The organism is Streptomyces sp. NPDC052036 (genome assembly GCF_040680495.1).
In the GTDB taxonomy this organism is placed as follows: Bacteria; Actinomycetota; Actinomycetes; order Streptomycetales; family Streptomycetaceae; genus Streptomyces.
In genome coordinates this window covers 16,157-42,316 of record NZ_JBFAWW010000006.1, presented here as the reverse complement: position 1 = coordinate 42,316, position 26,160 = coordinate 16,157, and the positions used below count along the sequence as shown (strand labels likewise).

26 protein-coding genes are annotated in these 26,160 nt (G+C 71.0%); 16 read left to right on the top strand and 10 right to left on the bottom strand.

Annotated features, from left to right (window positions below; translation table 11 throughout):
• Positions 1 to 69 precede the first annotated feature (69 nt).
• The 10 genes from AB0L95_RS11450 to AB0L95_RS11405 all read left to right on the top strand — a co-directional run bounded on the left by AB0L95_RS11450 (position 70) and on the right by AB0L95_RS11405 (position 8,623).
• A complete protein-coding gene (locus tag AB0L95_RS11450; RefSeq protein WP_365160530.1) occupies positions 70 to 1,065 on the top strand; it encodes a DUF2520 domain-containing protein in 996 nt (331 codons plus the stop codon).
• Positions 1,062 to 2,102: a pantoate--beta-alanine ligase gene (panC, locus tag AB0L95_RS11445; protein WP_365160527.1), complete on the top strand. Its 1,041-nt coding sequence runs from the start codon at positions 1,062 to 1,064 to the stop codon at positions 2,100 to 2,102. The genes AB0L95_RS11450 and panC overlap by 4 nt, the downstream gene beginning before the upstream one ends.
• The gene (locus tag AB0L95_RS11440; RefSeq protein WP_365160524.1) at positions 2,099 to 3,859 is read left to right on the top strand and encodes an L-aspartate oxidase; all 1,761 of its coding nucleotides are present in this window, start codon (positions 2,099 to 2,101) and stop codon (positions 3,857 to 3,859) included. The genes panC and AB0L95_RS11440 overlap by 4 nt, the downstream gene beginning before the upstream one ends.
• Positions 3,860 to 3,864: 5 nt before the next feature.
• On the top strand, positions 3,865 to 4,842 hold the full coding sequence (gene nadC, locus AB0L95_RS11435; RefSeq protein WP_365160521.1) for a carboxylating nicotinate-nucleotide diphosphorylase: 978 nt from the start codon (positions 3,865 to 3,867) through the stop codon (positions 4,840 to 4,842).
• Between the two features lie 9 nt (positions 4,843 to 4,851).
• Complete coding sequence (locus AB0L95_RS11430) at positions 4,852 to 5,649, top strand: type III pantothenate kinase (protein ID WP_365160518.1); 798 nt, start codon at positions 4,852 to 4,854, stop codon at positions 5,647 to 5,649.
• Between the two features lie 101 nt (positions 5,650 to 5,750).
• Positions 5,751 to 6,404, top strand: a complete 654-nt coding sequence (locus AB0L95_RS11425) for a hypothetical protein (RefSeq protein ID WP_365160516.1) — start codon at positions 5,751 to 5,753, stop codon at positions 6,402 to 6,404.
• Between the two features lie 126 nt (positions 6,405 to 6,530).
• Positions 6,531 to 6,713 (top strand): hypothetical protein, encoded by a 183-nt coding sequence (locus AB0L95_RS11420; protein ID WP_365160513.1) that lies wholly within the window; start codon positions 6,531 to 6,533, stop codon positions 6,711 to 6,713.
• Positions 6,714 to 6,918: 205 nt separating this feature from the next.
• Entirely contained in the window at positions 6,919 to 7,497 is a 579-nt protein-coding gene (locus AB0L95_RS11415) for a BlaI/MecI/CopY family transcriptional regulator (protein ID WP_365160510.1), read from the top strand.
• Between the two features lie 9 nt (positions 7,498 to 7,506).
• Positions 7,507 to 8,034: an amino-acid N-acetyltransferase gene (locus tag AB0L95_RS11410; RefSeq protein ID WP_365160507.1), complete on the top strand. Its 528-nt coding sequence runs from the start codon at positions 7,507 to 7,509 to the stop codon at positions 8,032 to 8,034.
• Positions 8,035 to 8,284: 250 nt separating this feature from the next.
• Positions 8,285 to 8,623: an Lsr2 family protein gene (locus AB0L95_RS11405; protein WP_365160504.1), complete on the top strand. Its 339-nt coding sequence runs from the start codon at positions 8,285 to 8,287 to the stop codon at positions 8,621 to 8,623.
• Here AB0L95_RS11405 and AB0L95_RS11400 read toward each other — a convergent pair.
• Positions 8,602 to 9,270 (bottom strand): SCO3374 family protein, encoded by a 669-nt coding sequence (locus AB0L95_RS11400; RefSeq protein ID WP_365160501.1) that lies wholly within the window; start codon positions 9,268 to 9,270, stop codon positions 8,602 to 8,604. The two genes, AB0L95_RS11405 and AB0L95_RS11400, sit on opposite strands and share 22 nt — an antisense overlap.
• Before the next feature lie 430 nt (positions 9,271 to 9,700).
• Here AB0L95_RS11400 and AB0L95_RS11395 point away from each other — a divergent pair, with 430 nt between their 5' ends.
• Together AB0L95_RS11395 and AB0L95_RS11390 are read left to right on the top strand one after the other, a co-directional pair.
• Positions 9,701 to 12,223 carry an ATP-dependent Clp protease ATP-binding subunit gene (locus AB0L95_RS11395; RefSeq protein WP_365160498.1) on the top strand — a complete coding sequence of 841 codons (2,523 nt, stop codon included), beginning with the start codon at positions 9,701 to 9,703 and terminating at the stop codon, positions 12,221 to 12,223.
• A 428-nt stretch (positions 12,224 to 12,651) separates the two neighbouring features.
• A complete protein-coding gene (locus AB0L95_RS11390; RefSeq protein ID WP_365160495.1) occupies positions 12,652 to 13,209 on the top strand; it encodes a M23 family metallopeptidase in 558 nt (185 codons plus the stop codon).
• Positions 13,210 to 13,250: 41 nt separating this feature from the next.
• Here AB0L95_RS11390 and AB0L95_RS11385 read toward each other — a convergent pair whose 3' ends face one another.
• Positions 13,251 to 13,850, bottom strand: coding sequence for a helix-turn-helix domain-containing protein (locus tag AB0L95_RS11385; RefSeq protein WP_365160492.1), 600 nt, complete (start codon positions 13,848 to 13,850; stop codon positions 13,251 to 13,253).
• A 166-nt stretch (positions 13,851 to 14,016) separates the two neighbouring features.
• On the opposite strand from AB0L95_RS11385, the gene AB0L95_RS11380 reads away from it, so the two are divergent.
• From AB0L95_RS11380 to AB0L95_RS11370, 3 genes are all read left to right on the top strand, one after another.
• Positions 14,017 to 15,600 carry an MDR family MFS transporter gene (locus tag AB0L95_RS11380; protein WP_365160489.1) on the top strand — a complete coding sequence of 528 codons (1,584 nt, stop codon included), beginning with the start codon at positions 14,017 to 14,019 and terminating at the stop codon, positions 15,598 to 15,600.
• Positions 15,601 to 15,715: 115 nt separating this feature from the next.
• Positions 15,716 to 16,138 (top strand): helix-turn-helix transcriptional regulator, encoded by a 423-nt coding sequence (locus AB0L95_RS11375; RefSeq protein ID WP_365161006.1) that lies wholly within the window; start codon positions 15,716 to 15,718, stop codon positions 16,136 to 16,138.
• Positions 16,139 to 16,196: 58 nt separating this feature from the next.
• Positions 16,197 to 16,643 carry a VOC family protein gene (locus AB0L95_RS11370; RefSeq protein WP_365160486.1) on the top strand — a complete coding sequence of 149 codons (447 nt, stop codon included), beginning with the start codon at positions 16,197 to 16,199 and terminating at the stop codon, positions 16,641 to 16,643.
• 238 nt (positions 16,644 to 16,881) lie between these two features.
• Here AB0L95_RS11370 and cseC read toward each other — a convergent pair whose 3' ends face one another.
• From cseC to AB0L95_RS11345, 5 genes are all read right to left on the bottom strand, one after another.
• Positions 16,882 to 18,225: a two-component system sensor histidine kinase CseC gene (cseC, locus tag AB0L95_RS11365; protein ID WP_365161004.1), complete on the bottom strand. Its 1,344-nt coding sequence runs from the start codon at positions 18,223 to 18,225 to the stop codon at positions 16,882 to 16,884.
• Positions 18,226 to 18,233: 8 nt separating this feature from the next.
• On the bottom strand, positions 18,234 to 18,938 hold the full coding sequence (gene cseB / locus AB0L95_RS11360) for a two-component system response regulator CseB (protein WP_365160483.1): 705 nt from the start codon (positions 18,936 to 18,938) through the stop codon (positions 18,234 to 18,236).
• A gap of 8 nt (positions 18,939 to 18,946) precedes the next feature.
• Positions 18,947 to 19,603 carry a hypothetical protein gene (locus AB0L95_RS11355; RefSeq protein WP_365160481.1) on the bottom strand — a complete coding sequence of 219 codons (657 nt, stop codon included), beginning with the start codon at positions 19,601 to 19,603 and terminating at the stop codon, positions 18,947 to 18,949.
• Positions 19,591 to 20,130: a SigE family RNA polymerase sigma factor gene (locus AB0L95_RS11350; protein WP_311694770.1), complete on the bottom strand. Its 540-nt coding sequence runs from the start codon at positions 20,128 to 20,130 to the stop codon at positions 19,591 to 19,593. The genes AB0L95_RS11355 and AB0L95_RS11350 overlap by 13 nt, the downstream gene beginning before the upstream one ends.
• A 487-nt stretch (positions 20,131 to 20,617) precedes the next feature.
• Positions 20,618 to 21,562 (bottom strand): A/G-specific adenine glycosylase, encoded by a 945-nt coding sequence (locus tag AB0L95_RS11345; RefSeq protein WP_365160478.1) that lies wholly within the window; start codon positions 21,560 to 21,562, stop codon positions 20,618 to 20,620.
• A 382-nt stretch (positions 21,563 to 21,944) separates the two neighbouring features.
• On the opposite strand from AB0L95_RS11345, the gene AB0L95_RS11340 reads away from it, so the two are divergent.
• A complete protein-coding gene (locus AB0L95_RS11340) occupies positions 21,945 to 22,766 on the top strand; it encodes a hypothetical protein (RefSeq protein ID WP_365160475.1) in 822 nt (273 codons plus the stop codon).
• Positions 22,767 to 22,794: 28 nt separating this feature from the next.
• Here the strand turns inward: AB0L95_RS11340 and AB0L95_RS11335 are convergent, their stop codons facing one another.
• From AB0L95_RS11335 to radA, 3 genes are all read right to left on the bottom strand, one after another.
• Positions 22,795 to 23,154 (bottom strand): DUF6204 family protein, encoded by a 360-nt coding sequence (locus AB0L95_RS11335; protein ID WP_365160473.1) that lies wholly within the window; start codon positions 23,152 to 23,154, stop codon positions 22,795 to 22,797.
• 101 nt (positions 23,155 to 23,255) lie between these two features.
• The gene (gene disA / locus AB0L95_RS11330; protein ID WP_365160470.1) at positions 23,256 to 24,380 is read right to left on the bottom strand and encodes a DNA integrity scanning diadenylate cyclase DisA; all 1,125 of its coding nucleotides are present in this window, start codon (positions 24,378 to 24,380) and stop codon (positions 23,256 to 23,258) included.
• 81 nt (positions 24,381 to 24,461) lie between these two features.
• A complete protein-coding gene (gene radA / locus AB0L95_RS11325; RefSeq protein WP_365160467.1) occupies positions 24,462 to 25,871 on the bottom strand; it encodes a DNA repair protein RadA in 1,410 nt (469 codons plus the stop codon).
• Positions 25,872 to 26,160 lie beyond the last annotated feature (289 nt).

Below are 26,160 nucleotides of genomic sequence, written 5' to 3'. Positions count from 1 at the left end.
GGATAGCGTTAACATGACGAGAAATCGTCCGGTACCCAGAGCGGACTGGAACGGGAAGGCCACCGACGAGTGAGTACATTCCAGCAGCCAGACCCCAAGGACCGCCCCGCGCGGCTCACCGTGGGCGTGGTCGGAGCAGGCCGGGTCGGTCCGGCGCTCGCCGCGTCCCTGCAACTCGCCGGACACCGCCCGGTCGCGGTCTCCGGGGTGTCCGACGCCTCCCGGCGGCGGGCGGCACTGATGCTCCCGGACGTGCCGGTCCTCCCGCCCGCCGAGGTCCTGGAGCGTGCCGAGCTGGTGCTGCTGACCGTCCCCGACGACACCCTGCCGGGCCTGGTCCAGGGCCTCGCCGAGACCGGGGCCGTACGGCCGGGACAGCTGCTGGTGCACACCTCCGGGCGCTACGGCGCACGTGTGCTCGACCCCGCCCTGCGCGCGGGAGCGCTGCCGATCGCCCTGCACCCCGCGATGACCTTCACCGGCACCCCGGTGGACGTCCAGCGCCTGGCCGGCTGCTCCTTCGGGGTCACCGCGCCCGAGGAGCTGCGGCTGGCCGCCGAGGCGCTCGTGATCGAGATGGGCGGAGAGCCCGAGTGGATCGCCGAGGAGCGGCGCCCGCTGTATCACGCGGCCCTGGCCCTCGGCGCGAACCACCTGGTCACCCTGGTCGCCGAGTCCATGGACCTGCTGCGCGCGGCGGGCGTCGAGGCACCCGACCGCATGCTCGGCCCGCTGCTCGGCGCCGCCCTGGACAACGCCCTGCGCTCCGGTGACGCGGCCTTGACCGGCCCCGTCGCGCGCGGTGACGCGGGCACGGTCGCCGCGCACATCGCCGAGCTGCGCGAGCACGCCCCCCAGACCGTGGCCGGCTATCTGGCGATGGCCCGCGCGACCGCCGACCGGGCCCTCGCTCACGGACTGCTCAAGCCGGAGCTCGCGGAGGACCTCCTCGGGGTACTCGCCAACGGCACCCACGTGCCGGGGAACCCCGGGAGCCCGGAGAGGTCCGAGGGCCCCGGGCGCCCCGAGAGTCCCGAGAACCCTGAGAACGAGGAAGACCGATGAGCCGCCGCCCCTTCGAACTCGCCCCCACGGTGGACGACCTGCGGTACGTCCAGGACCACCACGGGGCGTCGGGGCGTACGGCCGTCGTGATGACCATGGGGGCCCTGCACGAGGGCCATGCCACCCTGATCCGGGCGGCCCGCAAGCACGTCGGCGGCAAGGGCTTCGTGATCGTCACCGTCTTCGTCAACCCGCTGCAGTTCGGCGCGGGCGAGGATCTCGACCGCTATCCGCGCACCCTGGACGCCGACCTGAAGGTCGCGGAACAGGCCGGTGCGGACGCCGTGTTCGCCCCCTCCGTGGAGGAGGTCTACCCGGGCGGCGCGCCCCAGGTGCGGATGTCCGCGGGCCCGATGGGCGAGCGCCTCGAAGGGGCCCACCGCCCCGGGCACTTCGACGGCATGCTCACGGTCGTCGCCAAGCTGCTGCATCTCACGCGCCCCGACGTCGCCCTGTTCGGGCAGAAGGACGCCCAGCAGCTCGCCCTGATCCGCCGGATGGTGCGCGACCTGAACTTCGGCGTGGAGATCGTCGGCGTGCCCACCGTGCGCGAGGACGACGGGCTCGCCCTCTCCAGCCGCAACCGCTACCTCTCGCCCACCGAGCGGCACACCGCGCTCGCCCTGTCCCGGGCCCTGTTCGCGGGACGCGACCGGCACGCCGCCCAGGAGGCGCTGCGCGCGCGTGCTCGTGAGGTGCCCTCCACGCGCGCGCGGGCCGAGGCCCTGAGCGCGCTGGGCGAGTCGCGCGCCGCAGCCGACGCGCACGCCGTGGCCAAGGCCGCGCCCGGGGGTCCCGCGGCCGTCCGCGCCACCGCCCGGCTCGTGCTCGACGAGGCCGCCCACCTGGACCCGCCGCTGGTCCTGGACTACCTGGCCCTGATCGACCCGTCGGACTTCACCGAGGTCCCCGACGACTACACCGGCGAGGCCGTCCTCGCCGTCGCCGCCCGGGTCGGGACGACCCGGCTGATCGACAACATCCCTCTCTCCTTCGGAGCCCCCGAGCCCGTCGACCCCCACGGAGCCGCCTCGTGAGCAGCACAGGCATACGACTGCACGCGCCCGCACCGGGCTGGTCCATCTCCGCGGACGTCGTCGTCGTCGGTTCCGGCGTCGCCGGCCTCACCACGGCCCTGCGCTGCGAGGCCGCGGGCCTGCGGACGGTCGTCGTCACCAAGGCCCGGCTGGACGACGGCTCGACCCGCTGGGCGCAGGGCGGTATCGCGGCGGCCCTCGGCGAGGGCGACACCCCGGCGCAGCACCTTCAGGACACGCTGACCGCCGGGGCGGGCCTGTGCGACGAGGAGGCGGTGCGCATCCTGGTCACCGAGGGCCCCGACGCGGTACGGCGGCTCATCTCCACCGGCGCGCACTTCGACACCGACGACGAGGGCGGCATCTCGCTCACCCGGGAGGGCGGCCACCACCGCCGCCGGATCGCGCACGCCGGCGGCGACGCGACCGGCGCCGAGATCTCCCGGGCGCTGGTGGAGGCCGTACGCGCGCGTGGCCTGCGCACGATCGAGAACGCGCTGGTCCTGGATCTGCTCAACGACGCCGAGGGCCGCACCGCGGGTGTCAGCCTGCACGTCATGGGCGAGGGGCAGCACGACGGCGTGGGCGCCGTGCACGCGCCCGCCGTGGTCCTCGCCACCGGCGGCATGGGCCAGGTCTTCTCGGCGACCACCAACCCGTCGGTGTCCACGGGTGACGGCGTGGCGCTCGCCCTGCGCGCCGGCGCTGAGGTCAGCGACCTGGAGTTCGTGCAGTTCCATCCGACCGTGCTGTTCCTCGGCCCGGACGCGGAGGGCCAGCAGCCGCTCGTGTCCGAGGCGGTGCGCGGCGAGGGCGCCCACCTGGTGGACGCGGACGGGGTGCGCTTCATGGCCGGTCAGCACGAGCTGGCCGAACTGGCGCCCCGTGACATCGTCGCCAAGGCGATCATGCGCCGGATGCAGGAGCAGGACGCCGAGCACATGTTCCTCGACGCCCGCCACTTCGGCGCCGAGATGTGGGGGCACCGCTTCCCCACGATCCTGGCCGCCTGCCGCGCCCATGGCATCGACCCGGTCACCGAGCCCATCCCGGTCGCCCCGGCGGCGCACTACGCCTCCGGCGGTGTGCGCACCGACTCCCACGGCCGGACGACCGTGCCGGGCCTGTACGCGTGCGGCGAGGTCGCCTGCACGGGTGTGCACGGCGCCAACCGGCTCGCCTCCAACTCCCTGCTGGAGGGCCTGGTCTACGCCGAGCGTATCGCCGCCGACATCGCGCGGGGGCGGACGGAGGACGGCCTGCACGCGCGCGTGCCCGAACCCGTCCCGTATCCCGAGCGGCCCGCGCACCCGCTGCTCGCCCCGGAGGACCGGTTCACGATCCAGCGGGTCATGACGGACGGCGCCGGAGTGCTCCGGTCCGCCGCGTCCCTCCAGCAGGCCGCGGACCGGCTCCAGCGTCTCCACAGCGACGCACGCGACGCCCTCGCCGAGAACGGCAAGACCTCCGAGCCCGGTGTGGACACCTGGGAGACCACCAACCTCCTGTGCGTGGCCCGGGTCCTGGTCGCCGCGGCCCTGCTGCGCGAGGAGACCCGCGGCTGCCACTGGCGCGAGGACCACGCCGACCGCGACGACGACGCCTGGCGCCGCCACATCGTCGTACGGCTGAATCCGGACCGGACGCTGGCCGTACACACCACTGACACCGCAGACTTCCCCCCGACCCTCCCCGGGTCGCCCGGCGCCGCGCGCGCCGGAGAGCCCTCCCCGCAGCACCGGCCTCAGGAGCAGTGACGAACGTGAGCACCCCCGACCTTCCCCTCACCTCGACCGGTGGCTGCGGCGACGGCTGTGCCTGCGGCGCGGACACCGACGAGGAATATCTGGAGTGCGGGCTCGACCCGGCACTCGCCCAGCTCCTGGCCGACGCCGGGCTCGACCCGGTGGAGGTCGAGGACATCGCCAATGTCGCCATCCAGGAGGACCTGGACCACGGCGTCGACGTGACGACGGTCGCGACGATCCCCGAGGAGGCGGTCGCCACCGGCGACTTCACCGCGCGCGAGGCCGGTGTGGCGGCGGGCCTGCGGGTCGCCGAGGCAGTCATCTCGGTGGTCTGCACGGACGAGTTCGAGGTCGAGCGCCACGTGGACGACGGCGACCGGGTGGAGGCCGGCCAGAAGCTGCTGACCGTCACCACCGGCACCCGTGACCTGCTCACCGCCGAGCGCAGCGCGCTGAACATCCTGTGCCGTCTGTCGGGCATCGCGACCGCCACGCGCGCGTGGGCGGACGCCCTGGAAGGCACCGGGACGCGCGTACGGGACACCCGCAAGACGACGCCGGGCCTGCGCTCCCTGGAGAAGTTCGCGGTCCGCTGCGGCGGCGGTGTGAACCACCGGATGTCCCTGTCGGACGCGGCGCTGGTGAAGGACAACCACGTCGTGGCGGCCGGCGGTGTCGCCCAGGCGTTCGAGGCGGTCCGTGAGATGTTCCCGGACGTCCCGATCGAGGTCGAGGTCGACACCCTGCACCAGCTGCGTGAGGTGGTCGACGCGGGCGCGGATCTGATCCTCCTGGACAACTTCACGCCGGGCGAGTGCGAAGAGGCGGTCGCTATCGTCGACGGCCGTGCCCTGCTGGAGGCGTCGGGCCGGCTGACCCTGCAGAACGCGAAGGCGTACGCGGACACGGGCGTCGACTTCCTGGCGGTCGGAGCGCTGACGCACTCCTCCCCGATCCTGGACATCGGCCTGGACCTGCGAGCGGCGGAGTAGGAAAAAGCCATGCTGCTGACCATCGACGTAGGCAACACGCACACCGTCCTCGGCCTGTTCGACGGCGAGGACATCGTCGAGCACTGGCGGATCTCCACGGACGCGCGCCGCACGGCGGACGAACTGGCGGTGCTCCTGCAGGGCCTGATGGGCATGCACCCGCTCCTCGGCGAGGAGCTGGGCGACGGCATCGACGGCATCGCGATCTGCGCGACCGTGCCGTCGGTGCTGCACGAGCTGCGCGAGGTGACGCGCCGTTACTACGGCGACGTGCCCGCGGTGCTCGTGGAGCCGGGGGTGAAGACCGGCGTGCCGATCCTCACCGACAACCCCAAGGAGGTCGGCGCCGACCGCATCATCAACTCGGTCGCCGCGGTCGAGCTGTACGGGGGGCCGGCGATCGTCGTGGACTTCGGCACGGCGACTACGTTCGACGCGGTGAGCGCCCGCGGGGAGTACGTCGGCGGGGTCATCGCGCCGGGCATCGAGATCTCGGTGGAGGCGCTGGGCGTCAAGGGCGCGCAGCTGCGGAAGATCGAGGTGGCGCGGCCGCGGAGCGTGATCGGCAAGAACACGGTGGAGGCGATGCAGGCGGGCATCGTCTACGGCTTCGCGGGCCAGGTCGACGGGGTTGTGAGCCGGATGGCCCGCGAGCTGTCAACCGACCCGGACGACGTGACGGTCATCGCGACGGGCGGCCTCGCACCGATGGTCCTCGGCGAGTCCACGGTGATCGACGAGCACGAGCCCTGGCTGACCCTGATCGGCCTGCGGCTGGTCTACGAACGGAACGTGTCCCGCATGTGAGACGCGGCAAAGGGCCGAAGGCCGCCCCCACCTGAGGGAACCCGAAGGCGACACGGAGCCCCGATCAGCCCGTTTTGTCCGATTAGCGGTAGCGTCACCGCATGCCCACGCCATACGGATCCCGCGGCGGCCTGGCTTTCGGCGCGGAGGAGCTGCGCGTGCTCCGCCGGGCCCTCGCCCTCGCCCTCCATCCCCGCACCGTTTCCGCCGAGGACGTCCAGGACTGCCTCCGCCTCGCCGAGTCCGTCGACGAGGCGGTGCGGGAGGGGGTCCGTCTGCGGGCCTTCCTGCTGGCCGACCTCGCCCGCTACCGCGCCGCCCTCCCCGGCGCCGCAGTCGGCTACTTCGCCCTCCTGGAGGACGCCCTGCGGGCCGGCTATCGCCCGGTCCCGGACGATCTCGCAGCCCTGCGCGCCCTGCGCGGCACCCCGGCCGCAGCCGCCCTTCTCGACCGCTGCGACCCCCTCGCCGAGCGCGACGTGCGGGCCCGTCCCGCCTCCCGCGGCGTCACGGTCCCCGCCTGCCGGGTCCGTCTCACGGCCCTTCCGGGCGGTCGCGGCGGCGCGGGGGAGCAGGCCGAGAAGCCCGCCCGCAAACCCGGCGACAAACCGGCCGAGAAGCCCGAGAAGCCCGGACCGCGCCCCGAGCCGCAGTCCCCTCGCCCGCAGCGCCCCATCCCGACCCCCGGCGAGGTCTTCCCGCCCAAGCGCAAGCCGGGCCCCCCGCACGCACGGCAACAGCTCGCCGTCGGCTGACCGCCCCCGCCCGCGCGGCAGCGGCCCGCCGCGGGCGCCCCGGCGCCGCACCCCTCGTACCCGCCCCTGTCCGGTAAGACCCACCCGACCGGAATCCATCGGACAGGGCCTGGCTACTCTGGACCCATGGACTATGTCTCCGCGCTCGTGCCCCCGGTCGTCATGGCCGTGTTCTTCATCGGGCTCATCAGGGTGATCGTGAAGACCCAGGGCGGCGCCGCCAAGGCCAAGGAGGACGCGGCCGCGGACGCGGCGCTCGCGCGCGCGGAGAGCGCCTCCCAGGCCGCCCCCCACGTCACCAAGGGCTGACCGAGCCGGCTCGCACCCCGCCCGGCGCCGGTCCGCACCGGCCGCCTCGCACTCGCCCGGCCCCGTCCGCACAGGCCGCCCCGCCGCGCACCGTCCGGCGTACGTCGCGCCCGTTTTTCGAGTCGTACGCCCTTTTTGCCGCCTTTCGCCGTATGAGTACCCGTCCGGCAGGCCATTGGTGACATCTCCCACTATTGTGCTGAGGGTGCCCCGCCCCTTGGGAGAACTCGAAGACGCGGTCATGACGCGGGTGTGGAAGTGGAACCGCCCGGTGACCGTTCGAGAAGTCCTGGAAGACCTTCAACAGGAACGGTCCATCGCATACACCACGGTGATGACCGTGCTGGACAATCTCCATCAGAAGGGCTGGGTCCGCCGCGAGGCGGAAGGCCGGGCCTATCGATATGAGGCCGTCTCCACCCGCGCCGCCTACGCGGCCGCACTGATGAACGACGCCTGGTCGCAGAGCGACAACCCGGCCGCCGCACTCGTCGCCTTCTTCGGGATGATGAGCGACGAACAGCGACAGGCGCTGCGGGACGCCATGCGCATCGTGCGCCCGTCAAGTGTCCCGGAGCAGGAAGACGGCGAAACGGCCGTCGCGGAAGCCGAAGGCACCGAAACGGCGACCCCCGTGGAAGCCGAATCCCCCGAATCCGCATCCCCCTCCGAACGGCCGGCCGGGAGCACCGGCGGCAAGCCCCGCACAGCCCCGGCAGAGAACCCCGCCAAGACGCGGGACGAGAAGAACCCCGGCTCGGACGGGGGCGGCACCGGGCGATAGCGTCCGCTCATGCCAGCAGAGAGCCCCACCGCAAAAGCCGTCACCGTCCGGCGGGCCCGGACGACGGATGTCCCGGCGGTGCGCCGCCTCCTCGACGCCTACGTCCGGCGCGGCATCCTGCTGGACAAAGCGACGGTCACGCTTTACGAGGACATCCAGGAGTTCTGGGTGGCGGAACGCGACGACAACAGCGAGGTCGTCGGCTGCGGAGCCCTGCACGTCATGTGGGAAGACCTGGCGGAAGTGCGCACTCTCGCGGTGAAGCCAGAGGCCACGGGTCTCGGTGTCGGGCACCAGTTGCTGGGGAAGTTGCTGCAGACCGCCCGCTGGCTCGGCGTTCGCCGCGTATTCTGCCTGACCTTCGAAGTCGAGTTCTTCGGGAAGCACGGCTTCGTCGAGATCGGTGAGACGCCTGTCGACACCGATGTCTACGCGGAGCTGTTGCGTTCCTATGACGAGGGCGTTGCGGAGTTCCTCGGTCTCGAACGAGTGAAACCGAACACCTTGGGCAACAGCCGGATGCTTCTGCATCTGTGATCGTCAAGGCATCCCCCGGACTATTCGACCCCCGCTTCAGTCGGACAGCGTTGCCCAGGTTCCCTATGTCCGAAACGCGTATGTTTCCGGGTCGCCCTCCTCAGGTTGACCTCTCCCAGGGGTTTGTGTTTTTCCAGCAAAAGCGGTTTGCTTTCCGACGTACTGCAGTACTGCATATAACAGGGGACGCGAAACAAGCGGCGCAGGCCGCACTCCCTCAGCCCTGAAGTTATCGATGAAAGGAAATCCGGTGGCACAGAAGGTTCAGGTCCTTCTTGTCGACGACCTCGACGGTGGCGAGGCGGACGAGACCGTCACGTTCGCGCTGGACGGCAAGACGTACGAGATCGATCTCACGACCGCCAATGCGGACAAGCTCCGTGGCCTTCTCGACCCCTATGTGAAGGGTGGTCGTCGTACCGGTGGCCGCGCGGCGGGCGGTCGCGGCAAGACCCGCGCAGCCGCTACGGGTGGCAGCCAGGACACCGCGCAGATCCGTGCCTGGGCGAAGGAGAACGGTTACGAGGTCAACGACCGCGGCCGTGTTCCGGCGTCCATCCGCGAGGCCTACGAGAAGGCCAACGCCTGAGGGCACGCGCGGCGCAGCCGTACCCGGTGGCACTGCGTGGCCATCGTGTCGACCAGCCGCACCAGATCGGGGGCGCCCCCAACGCCCCCCACGGCCGACAGAGTCGGCAGCAGCAGTTCGATATCGCTTCCCGGCTCGGGGGGCCGCAGCCAGACGGCGGCCCCCTGTGAACCGGTCCGGTCCGGGGAGAGCGGCCGGATCGCGCGGTCCGGGGTCAGCGGGCCGACGGCCGGGACCGGGGCGCCGGTGTCCGGGGAGCCGTCGGCGGGCGCCCGATCCGGTGGCAGCGGCGCCTCGATGTGCCCACCCGCTCCGACGGCGGTGAGATCCACCGCCAGGGAGCCCCACTCCAGCCAGTCGAGCAGCCCCGGCAGCTCGTCCGCGCTGCCCGCGGCCACCAGCAGCCGCATGCGGTCCCCGTGCAGCGCCACCGGGGACAGGGGACCCAGATGCCGCAGCGCGGCCGAACCGGCCGCGGCGGGAACCTCCAGGACGTCGAAGCGCACGCCTGTGACCAGCCGCAACGGCTCTCCGGGAACGGTGGCCCAGCCCAGCCCGTCCTCGTACCAGCGGCGTGCCGTCCCGTCCGGGTCGCGCGGTCGGCGGGGGAGGGGCACCGTGGAAAGCAGGGGCACTGTGTGGACCATGCCCGGAGCAACAGCCCGAGTAGGCCCCGAGTTACGCTGGGTGGTGCCATGACTGCGCAGAGTGTCGGGAACAAGGGCGTGCGGGGTTGTTCGGCAGCGCAAGGATGTTCGCCCGTAGCGGAGGGAACCGGTGCGCGCGGCATGGAGTGTCCGTGCGTACGGGTAAGACATCCCTAGTGGGAGGGGGCGACACGCAGGACGGGCCGCCCCACGTTCGCCAAAGGCGTACTGGCGAGTGGGGTATCTGCCTGGCCTGCGGGAACATCGTCTCGCACCATCGGGTTGGAGCAGATGTCGGCGTTCGGGGTCAGGAGGCCAAGGACGGTGTCGGCAGTTGGAATGAGCGGTCCCCGCTTGCGGGACTAAGCTGCGGAAGGACAGGGAGGGGAGCGTCCCCTTACTGCCTGACCGCTCTGAGGAGCGATTAACGATGTTCGAGAGGTTCACCGACCGCGCGCGGCGGGTTGTCGTCCTGGCTCAGGAAGAAGCCCGGATGCTCAACCACAACTACATCGGCACCGAGCACATCCTCCTGGGCCTGATCCACGAGGGTGAGGGTGTCGCCGCTAAGGCCCTGGAGAGCCTCGGGATTTCGCTCGAGGCGGTCCGCCAGCAGGTGGAGGAGATCATCGGCCAGGGCCAGCAGGCCCCCTCCGGCCACATCCCCTTCACCCCCCGTGCCAAGAAGGTCCTGGAGCTGTCGCTTCGCGAGGCCCTTCAGCTGGGCCACAACTACATCGGCACGGAGCACATCCTGCTCGGCCTGATCCGTGAGGGCGAGGGCGTCGCCGCCCAGGTCCTGGTCAAGCTGGGCGCAGACCTCAACCGTGTCCGCCAGCAGGTCATCCAGCTGCTGTCGGGCTACCAGGGCAAGGAGACCGCCACCGCCGGCGGACCGGCCGAGGGCACGCCTTCGACCTCCCTCGTCCTGGACCAGTTCGGCCGGAACCTCACCCAGGCCGCTCGTGAGTCCAAGCTCGACCCGGTCATCGGGCGCGAGAAGGAGATCGAGCGGGTCATGCAGGTGCTGTCCCGCCGGACCAAGAACAACCCGGTCCTCATCGGCGAGCCCGGCGTCGGCAAGACGGCGGTCGTCGAGGGCCTGGCGCAGGCCATCGTCAAGGGCGAGGTGCCCGAGACCCTCAAGGACAAGCACCTCTACACCCTCGACCTGGGCGCGCTGGTCGCCGGTTCCCGCTACCGCGGTGACTTCGAGGAGCGCCTGAAGAAGGTGCTCAAGGAGATCCGCACCCGCGGCGACATCATCCTGTTCATCGACGAGCTGCACACGCTGGTCGGTGCGGGTGCCGCCGAGGGCGCCATCGACGCGGCTTCCATCCTGAAGCCGATGCTGGCCCGCGGTGAGCTGCAGACCATCGGCGCCACCACGCTGGACGAGTACCGCAAGCACCTGGAGAAGGACGCGGCCCTGGAGCGCCGCTTCCAGCCCATCCAGGTCGCGGAGCCGTCCCTGCCGCACACCATCGAGATCCTCAAGGGTCTGCGCGACCGTTACGAGGCGCACCACCGCGTCTCCATCACGGACGAGGCCCTGGTCCAGGCCGCCACCCTGGCCGACCGCTACATCTCGGACCGCTTCCTGCCGGACAAGGCGATCGACCTGATCGACGAGGCGGGTTCCCGGATGCGCATCCGCCGGATGACCGCGCCGCCGGACCTGCGCGAGTTCGACGAGAAGATCGCGGCCGTCCGCCGGGACAAGGAGTCCGCGATCGACTCCCAGGACTTCGAGAAGGCGGCGTCTCTCCGCGACAAGGAGAAGCAGCTGCTCGCCGCGAAGGCCAAGCGGGAGAAGGAGTGGAAGGCCGGCGACATGGACGTCGTCGCCGAGGTCGACGGCGAGCTGATCGCCGAGGTCCTGGCCACCGCCACGGGCATCCCGGTGTTCAAGCTCACCGAGGAGGAGTCCAGCCGCCTGCTCCGCATGGAGGACGAGCTCCACAAGCGGGTCATCGGCCAGGTGGACGCCGTCAAGGCGCTCTCGAAGGCGATCCGCCGTACGCGTGCGGGTCTGAAGGACCCGAAGCGTCCGGGTGGTTCGTTCATCTTCGCGGGCCCGTCCGGCGTCGGTAAGACCGAGCTGTCGAAGGCGCTCGCCGAGTTCCTGTTCGGCGACGAGGACGCGCTGATCTCCCTCGACATGTCGGAGTTCAGCGAGAAGCACACGGTGTCGCGTCTCTTCGGTTCGCCCCCCGGCTACGTGGGCTACGAGGAGGGCGGTCAGCTGACGGAGAAGGTGCGCCGCAAGCCGTTCTCGGTCGTCCTCTTCGACGAGGTCGAGAAGGCCCACCCGGACATCTTCAACTCGCTGCTGCAGATCCTGGAGGACGGTCGTCTGACCGACTCCCAGGGCCGGGTCGTGGACTTCAAGAACACGGTCATCATCATGACGACCAACCTCGGCACCCGGGACATCTCCAAGGGCTTCAACCTGGGCTTCGCCGCGGCCGGCGACACGAAGAGCAACTACGAGCGCATGAAGAACAAGGTCTCGGACGAGCTGAAGCAGCACTTCCGGCCCGAGTTCCTCAACCGCGTCGACGACGTGGTCGTCTTCCCGCAGCTGACCCAGGACGACATCCTCCGGATCGTCGACCTGATGATCAGCAAGGTCGACGAGCGGCTCAAGGACCGGGACATGGGCATCGAGCTGGCCCAGTCCGCCAAGGAGCTGCTGGCGAAGAAGGGCTACGACCCCGTGCTGGGCGCCCGACCGCTGCGCCGCACGATCCAGCGCGAGATCGAGGACACGCTCTCCGAGAAGATCCTCTTCGGCGAGCTGCGTCCGGGCCACATCGTGGTCGTCGACACGGAGGGCGAGGGCGACAGCCAGACCTTCACCTTCCGCGGTGAGGAGAAGTCGGCACTGCCGGACGTTCCGCCGATCGAGCAGGCGGCCGGTGGCGGTCCGAACCTGAGCAAGGAGGCGTGACCTCCGCGGTTTCGCCAGGGGCTGCCCCGGGACTTTCGGTCCCGGGGCAGCCCCTTTTTCGCCGCGAGCTTTCCATGAGGCCCGGCTTCCCGGCTTCCTCAGGAACCCGAAATGGCTTTTCCATCGCGGGGCACGGGCCACTGGGGCGGTGACATGGCACACAGGAGCGCGGGCCGTACTACGGGACCTAGCAGAAGAGCGTTATCGACAAAAAGGACATTTAGTACCCGGGTGTGAGAAGGGGGTGCCGTGCGAATGGCGCGCTATGCGGCCCTTTCGCCCCGACTTCCCCATTGGTGCCCCTTCTGTCAAGAGGGTGGAATTCCCGCTCGATCGGTACGAAGAATCGTCGTAGTGCAGGGGTTTTGAGGGTGTCGCGGGCAGCTTGTACCAAGGGATGGTCAAGTCCCCGACTTCGCGAGGTCCCCATGCCCCTGCGTGCCCACTCCCTGTCCCGTAGGTCTCGGCTCCGCCGCCGGATCGCCGTGCTGGCCGCCGGTGCGGGAGTCACGGCCCTGCTGGGGTCCGGGGTCGCCACCGCCGCCGACAGTGCCGCGTCGGGCACGGCCGCCTGGGTCGGCCCGGTCGAGCAGTACGGGCTGACGGCGGGCTTCGGCCGGGCCGGCGGGATGTGGCGGGCCGGGCACAGCGGCCAGGACTTCGCGGTGCCGAGCGGCACCCGGGTCGTCGCCGTGCACGCGGGAACCGTCGTCAAGGCGGGCGGCAACGGGGCCGGCGACGGGTTCGCGTACGGCAACGCCGTCGTCGTCAGGCACGCCGACGGCACGTACTCCCAGTACGCCCATCTCTCGCGGATCGATGTGCGGCCCGGCCAGAAAGTGACGACCGGGCAGCGCGTCGGGCTCTCCGGCTCCACCGGCAACTCCAGCGGGCCCCATCTGCACTTCGAGATCCGCAGGACCCCGCACTACGGGTCCGCCGTGAACCCCCTCGCCTTCCTGCGCGCCAAGGGCGTGGCGATCTGAGCAGGTGAGCGGCCGGGTGTCCCCACGGCGCCCCCGGGTCGCTACGACGCCTGAGGCTCGGCGTGCGCCTGGGTCACCAGGTCGATGGCGACCTCCAGGACCGCCTTGCGCTTCTCCTCCGCGTCGCCTTCGACCTCCTGGAGGACGAACATCCCGGCGTGCATGGTGAACAGCGCGCTGATGCAGCGGACCTGGTCGGTCAGCGAGGCGTCCGGGTCCCGGATGATGTCGCGCATCTGGAGCATCCGGTCCTTGAACTCGTTGCCGATGCTCAGCTCGCGGATCGTGGCCTGGTTCTCCTGCATGAAGCGGAACAGCGGGGCCGCCTCCACCAGCGCCTCGCTGTAGCGGCGCAGCACCTCCCGCTTGGTCTCCAGGGTGTGCGGCTGAGCCTTGCCCCACTCGATCAGCTCGTCCATGGGGCGGGTCAGATCCTCGAAGATGCTGACGAGGATCTCTTCCTTGGTCTTGAAGTGGTAGTAGAGAGCCGCCTTGGTGACCTCCAGGCGCTCCGCGATCTCTCGCAGCGAGGTCTTCTCATAACCCTGCTCGGCGAAGAGTTCGAGCGCCACGTCCTGGATCCGCTGGTGGGTGTCCCCCCGCCGCTGCCGCTTGGTGCCATCCATGGTCGTGCTGCCCATCCTCGTACTCCTCGGACCTCGAATACCTGCTTACCGCCCGACAGGCAGGCCCCAAACTTACTTGACGCCCGGCTAGTTCCGGGGCTACCTTCCCTCAGTGTAGTCAACTAGCCGGGCGGCAAGTAAGTGGCCGGGCGGCAGGCAAGACCTAGGGGAGTTGGGGAGCATGGCGGACAACACGGCACCGCCCGAGACCGAGAAGCAGCCACGGAGCGTGCGAGTCGTCCTGCTCGCACTGATGATCGCGATGATGCTCGCGATGCTCGACAACATGATCGTGGGCACCGCGATGCCGACGATCGTGGGCGAGCTCGGCGGGCTTCAGCACCTGTCCTGGGTGGTGACCGGGTACACGCTCGCGACCGCCGCCTCCACCCCGCTGTGGGGCAAGATCGGCGACATGTACGGGCGCAAGGGCGCCTTCATGAGCTCGATCGTGATCTTCCTGATCGGTTCGGCGCTCAGCGGCATGGCGCAGAACATGGGCCAGCTCATCGGCTTCCGCGCCGTGCAGGGCCTCGGTGCCGGCGGCCTCATGGTCGGGGTCATGGCCATCATCGGCGACCTGATCCCGCCGCGGGAGCGCGGCAAGTACCAGGGCATGATGGCCGGCGTCATGGCGCTCGCGATGATCGGCGGCCCGTTGGTCGGCGGCACGATCACCGACCACTGGGGCTGGCGCTGGGCCTTCTACATCAACCTGCCGCTCGGCATAGTCTCCCTGATCGCGATCAGCGCCGTACTCCATCTGCCCAGGAAGCGCGCCAAGACCCGGATCGACTACCTCGGGGCCGCCCTGCTCACGGTCGGCATCACCTCGATCGTGCTGGTCACCACCTGGGGCGGGAGCGAGTACGCCTGGACCTCCGCGCGGATCATGGAGCTGATCGGCATCGGTGTCGCCGCGCTCGTCGGGTTCGTGTTCTGGCAGACCAAGGCCGCCGAGCCGGTCGTGCCGCTGCACATCTTCCGCAGCCGCAACTTCACGCTGATGTCGGTGATCGGGTTCATCACCGGCTTCGTGATGTTCGGTGCGACGCTGTTCCTGCCGCTGTACCAGCAGGCGGTGCAGGGCGCCTCCGCGACCAACTCCGGACTGCTGCTCCTGCCGATGCTCGGCGCGATGCTCGTCGTGTCGATGATCGCGGGCCGCGTCACCACCAACAGCGGGCGCTACAAGGTCTTCCCGCTGGTCGGCAGCGTGCTGATGATCACCGGCCTGTACCTCCTGTCCCAGATGGACACCGGCACGACCCGCTTCACCTCGGGCGTGTACATGGCCGTCCTGGGCGCCGGAATGGGCTGCCTGATGCAGATCACCATGCTGGTGGCGCAGAACAGCGTCGAGATGAAGGACATGGGCGTCGCGTCCTCGTCCACCACCCTGTTCCGTACGCTCGGCTCCTCCTTCGGTGTCGCGATCATGGGCGCGCTGTTCAACAACCGGGTGCAGGACGAGATGGCCAAGCGGGCCGGCGCCCTCGGTTCGAAGATCACCGAGCAGTCCGCCCAGCTGGACGCGAAGAGCCTGGAGAAGCTGCCGGCGGCGGCCCGGGAGGCGTACCAGTACGCGGTGTCGGCGGGCACGCACTCGGCCTTCCTGCTGGGCGCGGTGGTGGCCGTGGCGGCGCTGGTGGCCGCGGTCTTCGTGAAGGAGGTCCCGCTGCGCGGCGCCGGACCGGACAAGCAGGCCGGGGACGCGGCTGGGGACGCCGCGGAGCTGCAGGCGACGGTGGCAGAGGCCGTCTGACGCACCTGCCCCGGCCCCCGAAGGCCCCTGGAGCCCCACCGCTCCGGGGGCCTTCGCCGTTTCCGCGCCGCCGTGCGCTGTCAGTGCCCCGTGGCAGCATCGACCTGTGGACAAGATGCGGCAGCTGAGGCTCGCCAAGGACGCGATGGACCGGGACTGGGCCGACCCCGGCCTCGATCTCGACGCCGTGGCCGCACACGCCGGGTACTCGCGGTATCACTTCATCCGTGCCTTCAAGGGGGCCTACGGGGAGACCCCCGGCCAGTATCTGACGCACCGCCGGATCGAGCGGGCCGAGGAGATGCTGCGCACGGCGAATCTCACTGTGACCGAGATCTGCCACCTCGTGGGCTTCAGCAGCGTCGGCACGTTCTCCGCCCGGTTCAAGACCTGGACCGGCCTCACCCCCAGCGAGTACCGCACCAAGCACGTGGGCCGCGGCGCCGCGCTCATACCTGGCTGCTACGCCATGCTCTGGGCCGGCGGCTTCCGCCCGGGAGCCGCGGACCGGGAGCGCAATTCCGGAGAAGCGGACTGACCGTCGCGCTGCCTACGGTGGCAACGCAACAGCACCTCGCATCCCCTGGGAGAACGCCATGATCAAGGGACTCGCCATCACCACCGTCTGGGTCCTCGACCAGGACCGGGCCAAGGAGTTCTACACACAGAAGCTCGGCCTGGAGGTCCGTACGGACATGACCATGGGCGACGGCGGTATGCGCTGGCTGACCGTCGGCGCGCCGGACCAGCCGGACGTGGAGCTGACGCTCATGGTGCCGGGCCCGCCCGCGATGGACCCCGAGTCCGCCGAGATGATGAGGAAGCTCATCGCCAAGGGCGCCCTCGGCGCCGGAGTGCTGGCCACCGACGACATCCACGGGGACTACAAGAAGCTCAAGGAGCGGGGCGTGGAGTTCCTCCAGGAGCCGCAGGAGCGTCCCTACGGCACCGAGGCGCTCTTCCGTGACGACTCCGGCAACTGGTTCTCCTTCACCCAGCGCCGGGAGGGCGGCCTGGACTTCGACAAGGAGTGGGCCAAGTAGAAGCGGCTAGGGCGTGTTTCGAAAGTAGCGTCGCCCGCCCGAAGGGCGGGGCCCGCGGCGTCTGGTGCGGTGCATCGCAAGGCGGAGGGTCGTCCGCGTACTGGGCGTACGCGGACGCCCCCGACAACGCGGCGAGGTGCCGTGCCTGGGGGCACCTCCCAGCCGCCAGGCTGGGGGAGTCGCGGGCCGGACGGGACTTTCGAAACACGTCCTAGTGCCACAGCACCAGGGAGGCGGTTCAGCCGCCGGACAGCGGCAGCATCGGGAAGCTTCCCGTGTTCGTCGGCGCGTGCTCCGGCAGCCACAGCACCGCCACCGCCCCCTCGGCCGGCATGTGCTCCGGCGTGCCGGCCGGCCGTACGTTGCGGAACGTCAGGCGCGCACCCAGCACCCGCGCCTGGCCCGCCGCGATCGTCAGGCCCAGGCCGTGGCCCTGCCCCGAGCGGTCCGAGCTGCCCGTACGGAAGCGGCTCGGCCCGTCGGCCAGCAGTTCCTCCGGGAAGCCGGGCCCGTGGTCCCGTACGCGGATCACCCGGCCCTCGACCGACACCTCGATCGGCGGCTTGCCGTGCCGGGCCGCGTTCGCCAGCAGATTGAACAGGACGCGCTCCAGACGGCGCGGATCCGTGGTGACCTCCGACTCATGGATCACCCGGACCTCGACATCGGCGTCCTTCGCGGCCACCCGCCGGGTGATGAACTCGCCGAGCATGATGTCCTGGAGTTCCGCCCGCTCGGAGGCGCCGTCCAGCCGGGCGACCTCCAGGACGTCCTCCACCAGTGTGCGCAGGGCCTGTGCGCGGTCCCGCACCAGTTCCGTGGGCCGCCCGGGCGGGAGCAGTTCCGCCGCCGTGAGCAGGCCGGTGACGGGCGTGCGCAGTTCGTGCGCGATGTCCGCGGTCACCCTGCGCTCGGCCTCCAGACGCTGCCGCAGCGCGTCCGCCATCGCGTCCACCGCGCGCGCCAGATCGTCGGTCTCGTCGCGCACCACACCGCCGATCGCCTTCCGCACACGGACGTCGGTCTCGCCCGCGGCGACCCGGTTCGCCGCGGCCGCCGCCTTGCGCAGCCGCCGCGACAGCTGCCCGCCGATCAGCACGCCGAGCGCCGAGCCGCCGAGGACCACGGCGATCGAACCGATGATCAGGGCCTGGTCGAGGTCCTTCATCACATCGGCGCTGCGGTCGGTGAAACGGGTGTGCAGGGACAGCACCCGGCCGTCCTTGAGCGGCACGGCCGCCCAGATGTCCGGCACGCCGTGCGCGCCCTCGGAGACAAAGGTGGCCCGCCGGCCCTCCAGGACCTTCTGCAGCAGATCCCGGGGGATGGTCGGGTCGTCGACCTTGACGCCGAAGGTCTGGGTGCGCCCGGACTCGTACATCCGCTGGGCCACCTGGATCCGCTCGATGGCGAGGTCGCGCGAGTTGTCGAGCATCGACACCCGCGCCGCGTTGTGCACGACCAGGCTCAGCGCGATCGCGACCAGCGCGCCGACCAGGGCGATCGCCGCGCTGAGTTTCCATCTGAGGCCCGTCCGTATGGCCGGGTCGTCCGTGATCAGACGTCCGAGAATCCCCCGCATGCTTCTGCTCAAGCCTTCAACTTGTAGCCGAAGCCGCGGACCGTCTCGATCCGGTCCTGGCCGATCTTCGTGCGCAGTCGCTGCACATGGACGTCGACGACCCGGGTGTCACCGCCCCAGCCGTAGTCCCACACCCGCTCCAGCAGCTTGTCGCGCGACAGCACCGTGCCCGGTGCCGACGAGAACTCCAGCAGCAGCCGCATCTCGGTCGGGGTGAGCGCCACCGGTTGCCCGGACCGCCGTACCTCCATGCCCTCGGTGTCGATCTCCAGTTCGCCGAAGGCGAGGGTGCCGCCGCTCATGGACGAGGAGTCCTCGGTGCCCCGGTCGGGGCCGCCCGCGTGCCCGAAGCGGCGCAGCACCGCGCGAATGCGCGCGACCAGCACGGCACCGTCGAACGGCTTGGTCACATAGTCGTCGGCGCCGGCCTCCAGGCCGAGCACCACGTCGATGGAGTCGGCGCGCGCCGACACCATGATCACCGGGACGGTCGACTCGTCACGGATACGGCGGCACAGACTGACGCCGTCCAGCCCGGGGAGCATCACGTCCAGCAGGGCGATGTCGGGGCGACGGGCGCGGAACGCCTCCAGGCCCGACAGACCGTCGGGCATGGCGGTGACCGCGAAACCGTCCCGCTCCAGGGCGAGCTGGGTGGCCTCGCGGATCACATCGTCGTCCTCGACGAACAGGACGTGGGTCTGCTCTGCCATCCGCTCTCTCAGTTCCCTGCCGGGGCGGACTTGCCGCCGTTGCCCACCGCGTTGCTGTACACGTTGCGCGTACTGGACACGACGGCGAAGTGGCTCGCCGTCCAGCGGTAGGTGATCACTTCCTCGCTGGAGGGATACGACACCGGGTCGCCCTTCTCGTACATCTGCTGGGTCACCACCAGATCACCGCGGTCTATCTCCGCGTAGACCGGAGGCTCCTCGGCCCGGAACACATTCTCGTACTTGTGATTCTCCATGCGGTACACGTACGAGCCGAGGCCGACGGCATCGCTGCATGTCATCACGTTCACGACGATGTCGTTCGCGGTGCCGCCGGTGACGTCGCCGTACGAGACGTCGACAGGGTACTCATCGGCCACGCACGGTTTCAGATCGTCCTTGACCGCCTTCGCGACCTTCGGATCGTCCTTGACCATGTTGACCACGTCCAGCCGCGTGGGCTCCTTCTTGGTCGGCGAGGCGGAGGGCGTCGCGGCGCCCGCGACCACCGGGTCATGGGCCGCCGGACCCTCGTCCCGTGCGCCCGTGCCACCGGTGGCACAGGCGGAGACGAAAAGCCCGAGGGCGGCGACCACGGCCACAGCCGCCATCGCCGCCTTGAGGACCTCCCTGGGCCGTATGGCCCCCGTGCCTAGGCCGCGCAACGCTCCCGCTCCTCACGCTCCAGCGCGCGTGCGTCCAGGTCGCGGGCCTCCAGCTCCTCCCGGAGCCGGGCGAGCGCCCGGTGCAGCGTGCTCTTGACCGTACCGGCCGACATGCCGAGGGCGGCGGCCGTCTCCTCCGTGGACATCTGCTCCCAGTGTCGCAGCACCACGACACTGCGCTGCTTCGGAGCGAGCACCTTCAGGACATCCATCAGCAGAGCACGGTCGGCGTGCTGCTCGGTGGAGTCCTCGACGCAGGCGTCCGGCAGCTGCTCGGTGGGGACCTCCTCCAGCTTGCGGGCCCGCCACCACTCGGTGCGCGTGTTGATCATCACGCGTCGCAGGTAAGCGTCCGCCAGCCGCTTGTCGGCGATGCCGTCCCAGCGACCGTACGTGCGCACCAGAGCGGTCTGCAGCAGGTCCTGGGCGTCGGTCGGGTCGGGCACCAGCCGACGGGCGCTGCGCAGCAGCGCGTCCTGCCGGGTGCGTACGTACTCTTCGAATTCGAGCACCTCGCCGTGCGCCATTCCAACCGCCTCCGTTCCCCGTTTTCGGACCCGTCCGCCGGCTGCGTTCCCCAGCCGGGTGCCGTTCCGCAAAAGTCCGTGTGAGCCGCTCTCGGCTCCGGTGCCGGGCGATCCCCGGCACGCATATGAAGTTACGGACGGGTTGTCACGGCGTTGTCCGAGCCAGCCTGCGGAGAGCGCTCGGCTGTCCGTCGGTTGTGTAACAGACGGAGGAACTGGGTAAAGGGAAGCGGTAGTTGGGGAGGATATGGGGTGATTTGTCCGGCTGGAGGGTCGCGAACTCTGTGACCTGACCAGGTAACAGCTGTGAGCGGACGATCTGTGGGCTGGCCTACGACTGTGCGAACGACGGGACGCGGGATGCGTTCGGGGGCGGGGACAGCCGATCGCGCGCCCGGGCGTGGCGATGTGGATCTCACGCCCGGGCGCGAGAGTGAGGAGCGCGCCCGGGCGCTGGAGTGAGGAGTGCGCGCCCGGGCGGGCGGGGTCAGGTGAGCGGAAGGCGGTAGAGGCCGCCGGGGAGCGGCTCCACCAGGCCGTCGGAGACCAGGCCGTCCAGGGCCCGGGAGCGCTGCACCGGCTCGTCCCACACCCGGTCGAGGGCCGACTGGGGGACCGGACCCACGGCTTCCCGCAGGACGGCCAGCAGCCGGCCGCGCACCTGACGGTCCGTCCCCGCGTACGTCTGGCCGCGGCGCGGCGGGCCGTCGTGCTTCGGCTTCCCGGCCAGCTGCCAGGCGCACTGCGCGGCGATCGGGCAGCGGTGACACGTCTCGTTCTTCGCGGTGCAGATCAGCGCGCCCAGCTCCATGGAGGCGGCGGCCCAGCGGGACGCCGTGTGCTCGTCCTCGGGCAGCACTGCGCGGGCGAGCTTGCGTTCCGCGGCGGTGGTGGCGTTGGGCGGGTACTGCACCCCGGTGACGGCGCGCGCCAGGACGCGCCGCACATTGGTGTCGAGGACCGGGTGCCGCTGGCCGTAGGCGAAGGACGCGACGGCCGCGGCCGTGTACTCGCCGATGCCGGGCAGGGCGAGCAGCTGGGCGTGATCGGTGGGTACATCGCCGCCGTGCCGTTCCGTTATGGCGACGGCGGCGCCGTGCAGACGCAGGGCGCGGCGCGGGTAGCCGAGGCGGCCCCAGGCGCGGACGGACTCGCCGGGGGGTTCCTTGGCGAGGTCGGCGGGGCGGGGCCAGCGGGCGAGCCACTGCTCGTAGACGGGCAGAACGCGGTTGACCGGCGTCTGCTGCAGCATGAACTCACTGACCATCACGCCCCACGGCCCCGCCTCCGGGCGCCGCCAGGGGAGATCGCGGGCGTGCTCGTTGAACCAGGCGATGACCGGGGCGTGCAGGGCCCTGCCCGTGAGGTCGTCGGTCTGGGCGGGTTCGAGGGCGGGAGTGGGCACGGGGGTGGGGGTGGTGGGTGCAGTCATGACGCTTTCGATCCTGCCACGTGAGGGGCGGTGGGGTGGGGGTTCGGCCTCGGTGGGGGTGTTGTGTCGGTGCGCCCGGGTCCCGGCGGGCGGACGGGGTGGGGAGGGGCGCGGAGCTCGGAGTGCGGCGGGCGGACGGGGTGAGGAGCGGCGCGGAGTGCGGTGGGTGGGGGCGCGAGGAGGAGGGCGGAGTGCGGTGGGGGCGCGGTGAGCGGAGCGCGGGCCGCGGGAGCGCTTCGGGGGACCGGCGCGTCGCCCGGTGCCGTGGCGTGTTCCGCGGCACCGTTCGACGGAGGGCGCCCGGGATGATGATCCGGAAAAGTTGATGCCGGGGCGGCGGGTGGGGCAAGGCGCGGCTCCGATCTCTCGTACAGTTTTCGCCGTGGGATCTCTGCGCAATCCGGTCGGGCCGCTTCCCTCCTCCATCTACTGGCGTCGGAGGGCCGTAATGCTGTCTGTGCTAGCCCTGTTGGCGCTGCTGATCGCCTGGGTGGTCACGGCCGGTGGCGGCGGTGGCAAGAACAAGGCGGACGGCTCGGACGGCAAGCACCCCACGTCGTCCATCACTCCGGGTCCGTCCGGAACCGGACCGGCGATCAGCCAACACCCGGGCGGGCGGGACGAGTCGAGCGGTGGAGGCGGTTCCGGGTCGGCGGGTTCGTCCGGATCGTCGGGGTCCGACGGCTCGGGTGGTTCGGATACGGGGTCCGGGGGATCGGGTACGGGATCCGACGGGTCGGACGGCAGCGGCAACGGCGGTTCCGCCGGGGGGCAACTGCCGGCCGGTTCCGGGTCCTCCCTGCCCAACTGCTCACCGGGGTCGGTCCAGTTGACCCTGCGGAGCGTCCACAACACCTACGAGCCCGGAGACACCCCCGCGTTCGAGCTGGACGCGAAGAACTCCTCCGGCACCGACTGCAAGATCGATCTCGGCCCCAAGGGTGCGGTGCTGACGGTCACTCAGACCGGGAGCGACAAGGACGTGTGGTCGTCGGCCGACTGCCCGAGCGGCTCGGGCAGCGTGCTGTTCCGTGTGCCCGCGAACGCTCATGTCGCCTACACGGTCAAGTGGGACCGCAAGCAGAGCGCGCCGAACTGCGCGACGCCGCCGGCGGGTTCGGTGCCCGCGGGCACCTATCTGGTCGAGGCGAAGGCCTCCGGTTTCCCGAAGGCCCAGACGTCGTTCGTGCTGTCCAAGGACTGATGCCGGCGGCGGGACGCTCGGGGGCCGGTCAGGAGGACGGGCGGGTGAGGGCCTGCCGTCGGCGCTTGCCGAGCGGGGCCTGCGAGAGGTCCTCGGCGCTGGAGCGGAGGTTCTTGTAGCCGTAGCCGTGCTCGGTGAGCCAGGCCCGGGCGGAGGCCTCGGCGCGCTCCGTCGCCTCCAGGATGTCCTCCTCGGCCTCGCCCGAGTCGAGGAAGCGGAAGGTGAAGGCGGCACGAGCCGCGAGGTCGTAGCTGAGATGGCCCTCGGGGGTGAACGCGGCGTGCAGCACGTCGTGCTCGGCGGCGTGGGCCAGGAGTTCGGTCCGTTGCCCGTCGTCGAGCCCGTCGAAGACGCCGCGGACGGTGATCCGGAACGTTCGGGTAGTCATCCTCCGAACGTAGAGGCGGCAGCGGTGCCGTTCCACCGGTTTTCCGGCGGGCCCCGCCCCGGCCTCAGGGACCCCGCCCCGGCCCCAGAGGGCGCCGAAGGCTAGACGTACCGTTCGAGGATCGACGACTCCGCCAGTCGCGACAGGCCCTCGCGGACGCTGCGCGCCCGGGCCTCGCCGACGCCGTCCACCGTCTGGAGGTCGTCGACGCTCGCCGCGAGCAGCTTCTGCAGGCCCCCGAAGTGGTCCACCAGGCGGTCGATGATCGCGCCGGGCAGCCGCGGGACCTTCGCGAGCAGCCGGAATCCGCGCGGGGACACCGCCGAGTCGAGCGCCTCGGGGGAGCCGGTGTAGCCCAAGGCGCGGGCCACCGTGGGCAGTTCGAGAAGCTCGGCGTGGGACAGCGCGTCCAGCTCGGACAGCGCCTCCTCGACGGTGCGGGAGCGCTTCGCGGTCGGCTCGGGCACGTAGTCGCGCACCACCAGCTCCCGCTCGGGTTCCACCCCGGCGATCAACTCGTCCAGCTGGAGGGCGAGCAGACGGCCGTCCGTGCCCAGCTCGACGACGTACTCCGCGATCTCGGTCGCGATACGACGGACCATCTCCAGCCGCTGCGACACCGCCGAGACGTCCCGGACCGTCACGAGGTCCTCGATCTCCAGCGCGGACAGCGTGCCGGCCACCTCGTCCAGGCGGAGCTTGTACCGCTCCAGGGTGGCGAGAGCCTGGTTGGCGCGGGACAGGATCGCCGCCGAGTCCTCCAGCACCCGGCGCTGCCCGTCGACGTACAGCGCGATCAGGCGCATCGACTGGGAGACCGAGACCACGGGGAAGCCGACCTGCTTGCTCACCCGGTCCGCCGTGCGGTGGCGCGTGCCCGTCTCCTCCGTCGGGATCGTCGGGTCGGGCACCAGCTGCACGCCCGCCCTGAGGATCTTCGAAAGATCCGAGGAGAGCACCAGGGCACCGTCCAGCTTGCACAGCTCCCGCAGCCGGGTGGCCGTGAACTCGACGTCCAGGACGAAGCCGCCCGTGCACATGGTCTCGACGGTCTTGTCGGAGCCGAGCACGATGAGGCCGCCGGTGTTGCCGCGGAGCACGCGTTCGAGTCCGTCGCGCAGGGCCGTGCCGGGAGCCACGGCGCTCAGAGAGGCGCGCATCAGGCCATCGGCACCGGAACTCCCGCCGTACTTTCCGGGAGCTGCCGCCCGGTCGTTGGCTGCCACTGCACTCCTCCGGTCGCAGGTTCTGGGGCGCTCCCGTGTCGCACTCTCGGTTCGTACGGACGGGCGAGACCAGGGCAAAGTCTACCGGCGGTCCTCCTCCTCCCGTGGGGCCTCTCGCCGACGGGAGCGCGGAAGGACCCGCAGGGCGTCCCCTATGTCCGCCACTTCCAGCACCTTCATCCCGTGCGGGATCTTGCCGGGATCGCTCGGAACGAGCGCGTGTGTGAAGCCCAGACGGTGGGCCTCGGACAGCCGGCGCTGGACCCCTGTGACGCGTCTTACCTCGCCCGCGAGGCCCACTTCGCCGATCGCCACCAGATTCTTGGGCAGCGGGGTGTCGCTCGCGGCGCTCGCCAGCGCCAGCGCGACCGCCAGGTCCGCGGCCGGCTCGGAGAGCTTCACCCCGCCGACCGTCGCGGAGTAGATGTCCCGCTTGCCGAGGGCGCTGATCCGGCCGCGCTGCTCCAGCACGGCCAGCATCATCGAGACGCGGGAGGTCTCCAGGCCCGACGTCGTACGCCGCGGGGAGGGGATCTGCGAGTCGACCGTCAGGGCCTGCACCTCGGCGACGAGGGGCCGGCGGCCCTCCAGGGTGACGGTCAGGCAGGTGCCGGGGACCGGCTCGTCGCGACGGGTCAGGAACAGACCGCTCGGGTCGGCCAGGCCGGTGATCCCCTCGTCGTGCAGCTCGAAGCAGCCGACCTCGTCGGTCGCGCCGTACCGGTTCTTGACGCCTCGTACGAGGCGCAGCCGGGCGTGCCGGTCGCCCTCGAAGTGCAGGACGACGTCCACCAGGTGTTCGAGCAGGCGCGGGCCCGCGATCGCGCCGTCCTTGGTGACGTGGCCGACGAGGAGGGTGGACATGCCGCGCTCCTTGGAGGCGCGGATGAGGGCCCCGGCGACCTCCCGGACCTGGGCCATGCCGCCGGGCGCGCCGTCGATCTCGGGCGACGCGACGGTCTGCACGGAGTCCAGGATGAGCAGGGACGGCTTCACCGCGTCCAAGTGGCCGAGCACGGCGGAGAGATCGGTCTCCGCCGCCAGGTAGAGGTGGTCGTCGATGGCCCCGATGCGGTCGGCGCGCAGCCGCACCTGGCTCGCCGACTCCTCGCCCGTCACATACAGCGTCCGGTGCTCGTCGCTCGCCGCCTTCGCCGCGACGTCCAGCAGCAGCGTGGACTTGCCGACGCCGGGTTCGCCGGCCAGCAGCACGACCGCGCCCGGCACGAGCCCGCCGCCGAGAACGCGGTCCAGCTCGGGCACGCCGGTGGACCGGGCGGCGGCCTGCCGTCCGTCGACCTGGCCGATGGGGACGGCGGAGGTGGTCACCCGGCCCGGTGTCGTCGTCCGCACCGCGGGCGCGCCGTACTCCTCGATCGTGCCCCAGGCCTGGCACTCGGGGCAGCGGCCGAGCCACTTGGCCGTCTGCCAGCCGCACTCGGTGCAGCGGTAGGACGGCCGGTCCTTGGTGGTCTTCGTACGGGCAGCCATGGACGAAACCGTAGCGGGACCCACTGACACCAGGGGCCGCGGCCCACGACACCGGAACCCTCGGCCGCGACATTGACATCGATACCGACATCGATACCGACATCGATACCGACATCGATACCGACACCGACTCCGCCCCTCGCCCGCGCCGACCCCGGCCTGCTCCCTGCCCCCTGTCCCCTACCCCCCGCGGGAACCCGCCCCGACTCCCCCGGCGCCCGGCGCCCGGCGCCCGGCGCCCGCGGCGCGCAGGCGGGGGGCGGAGCGCCCGGGACCTGCGCGCGGTCGG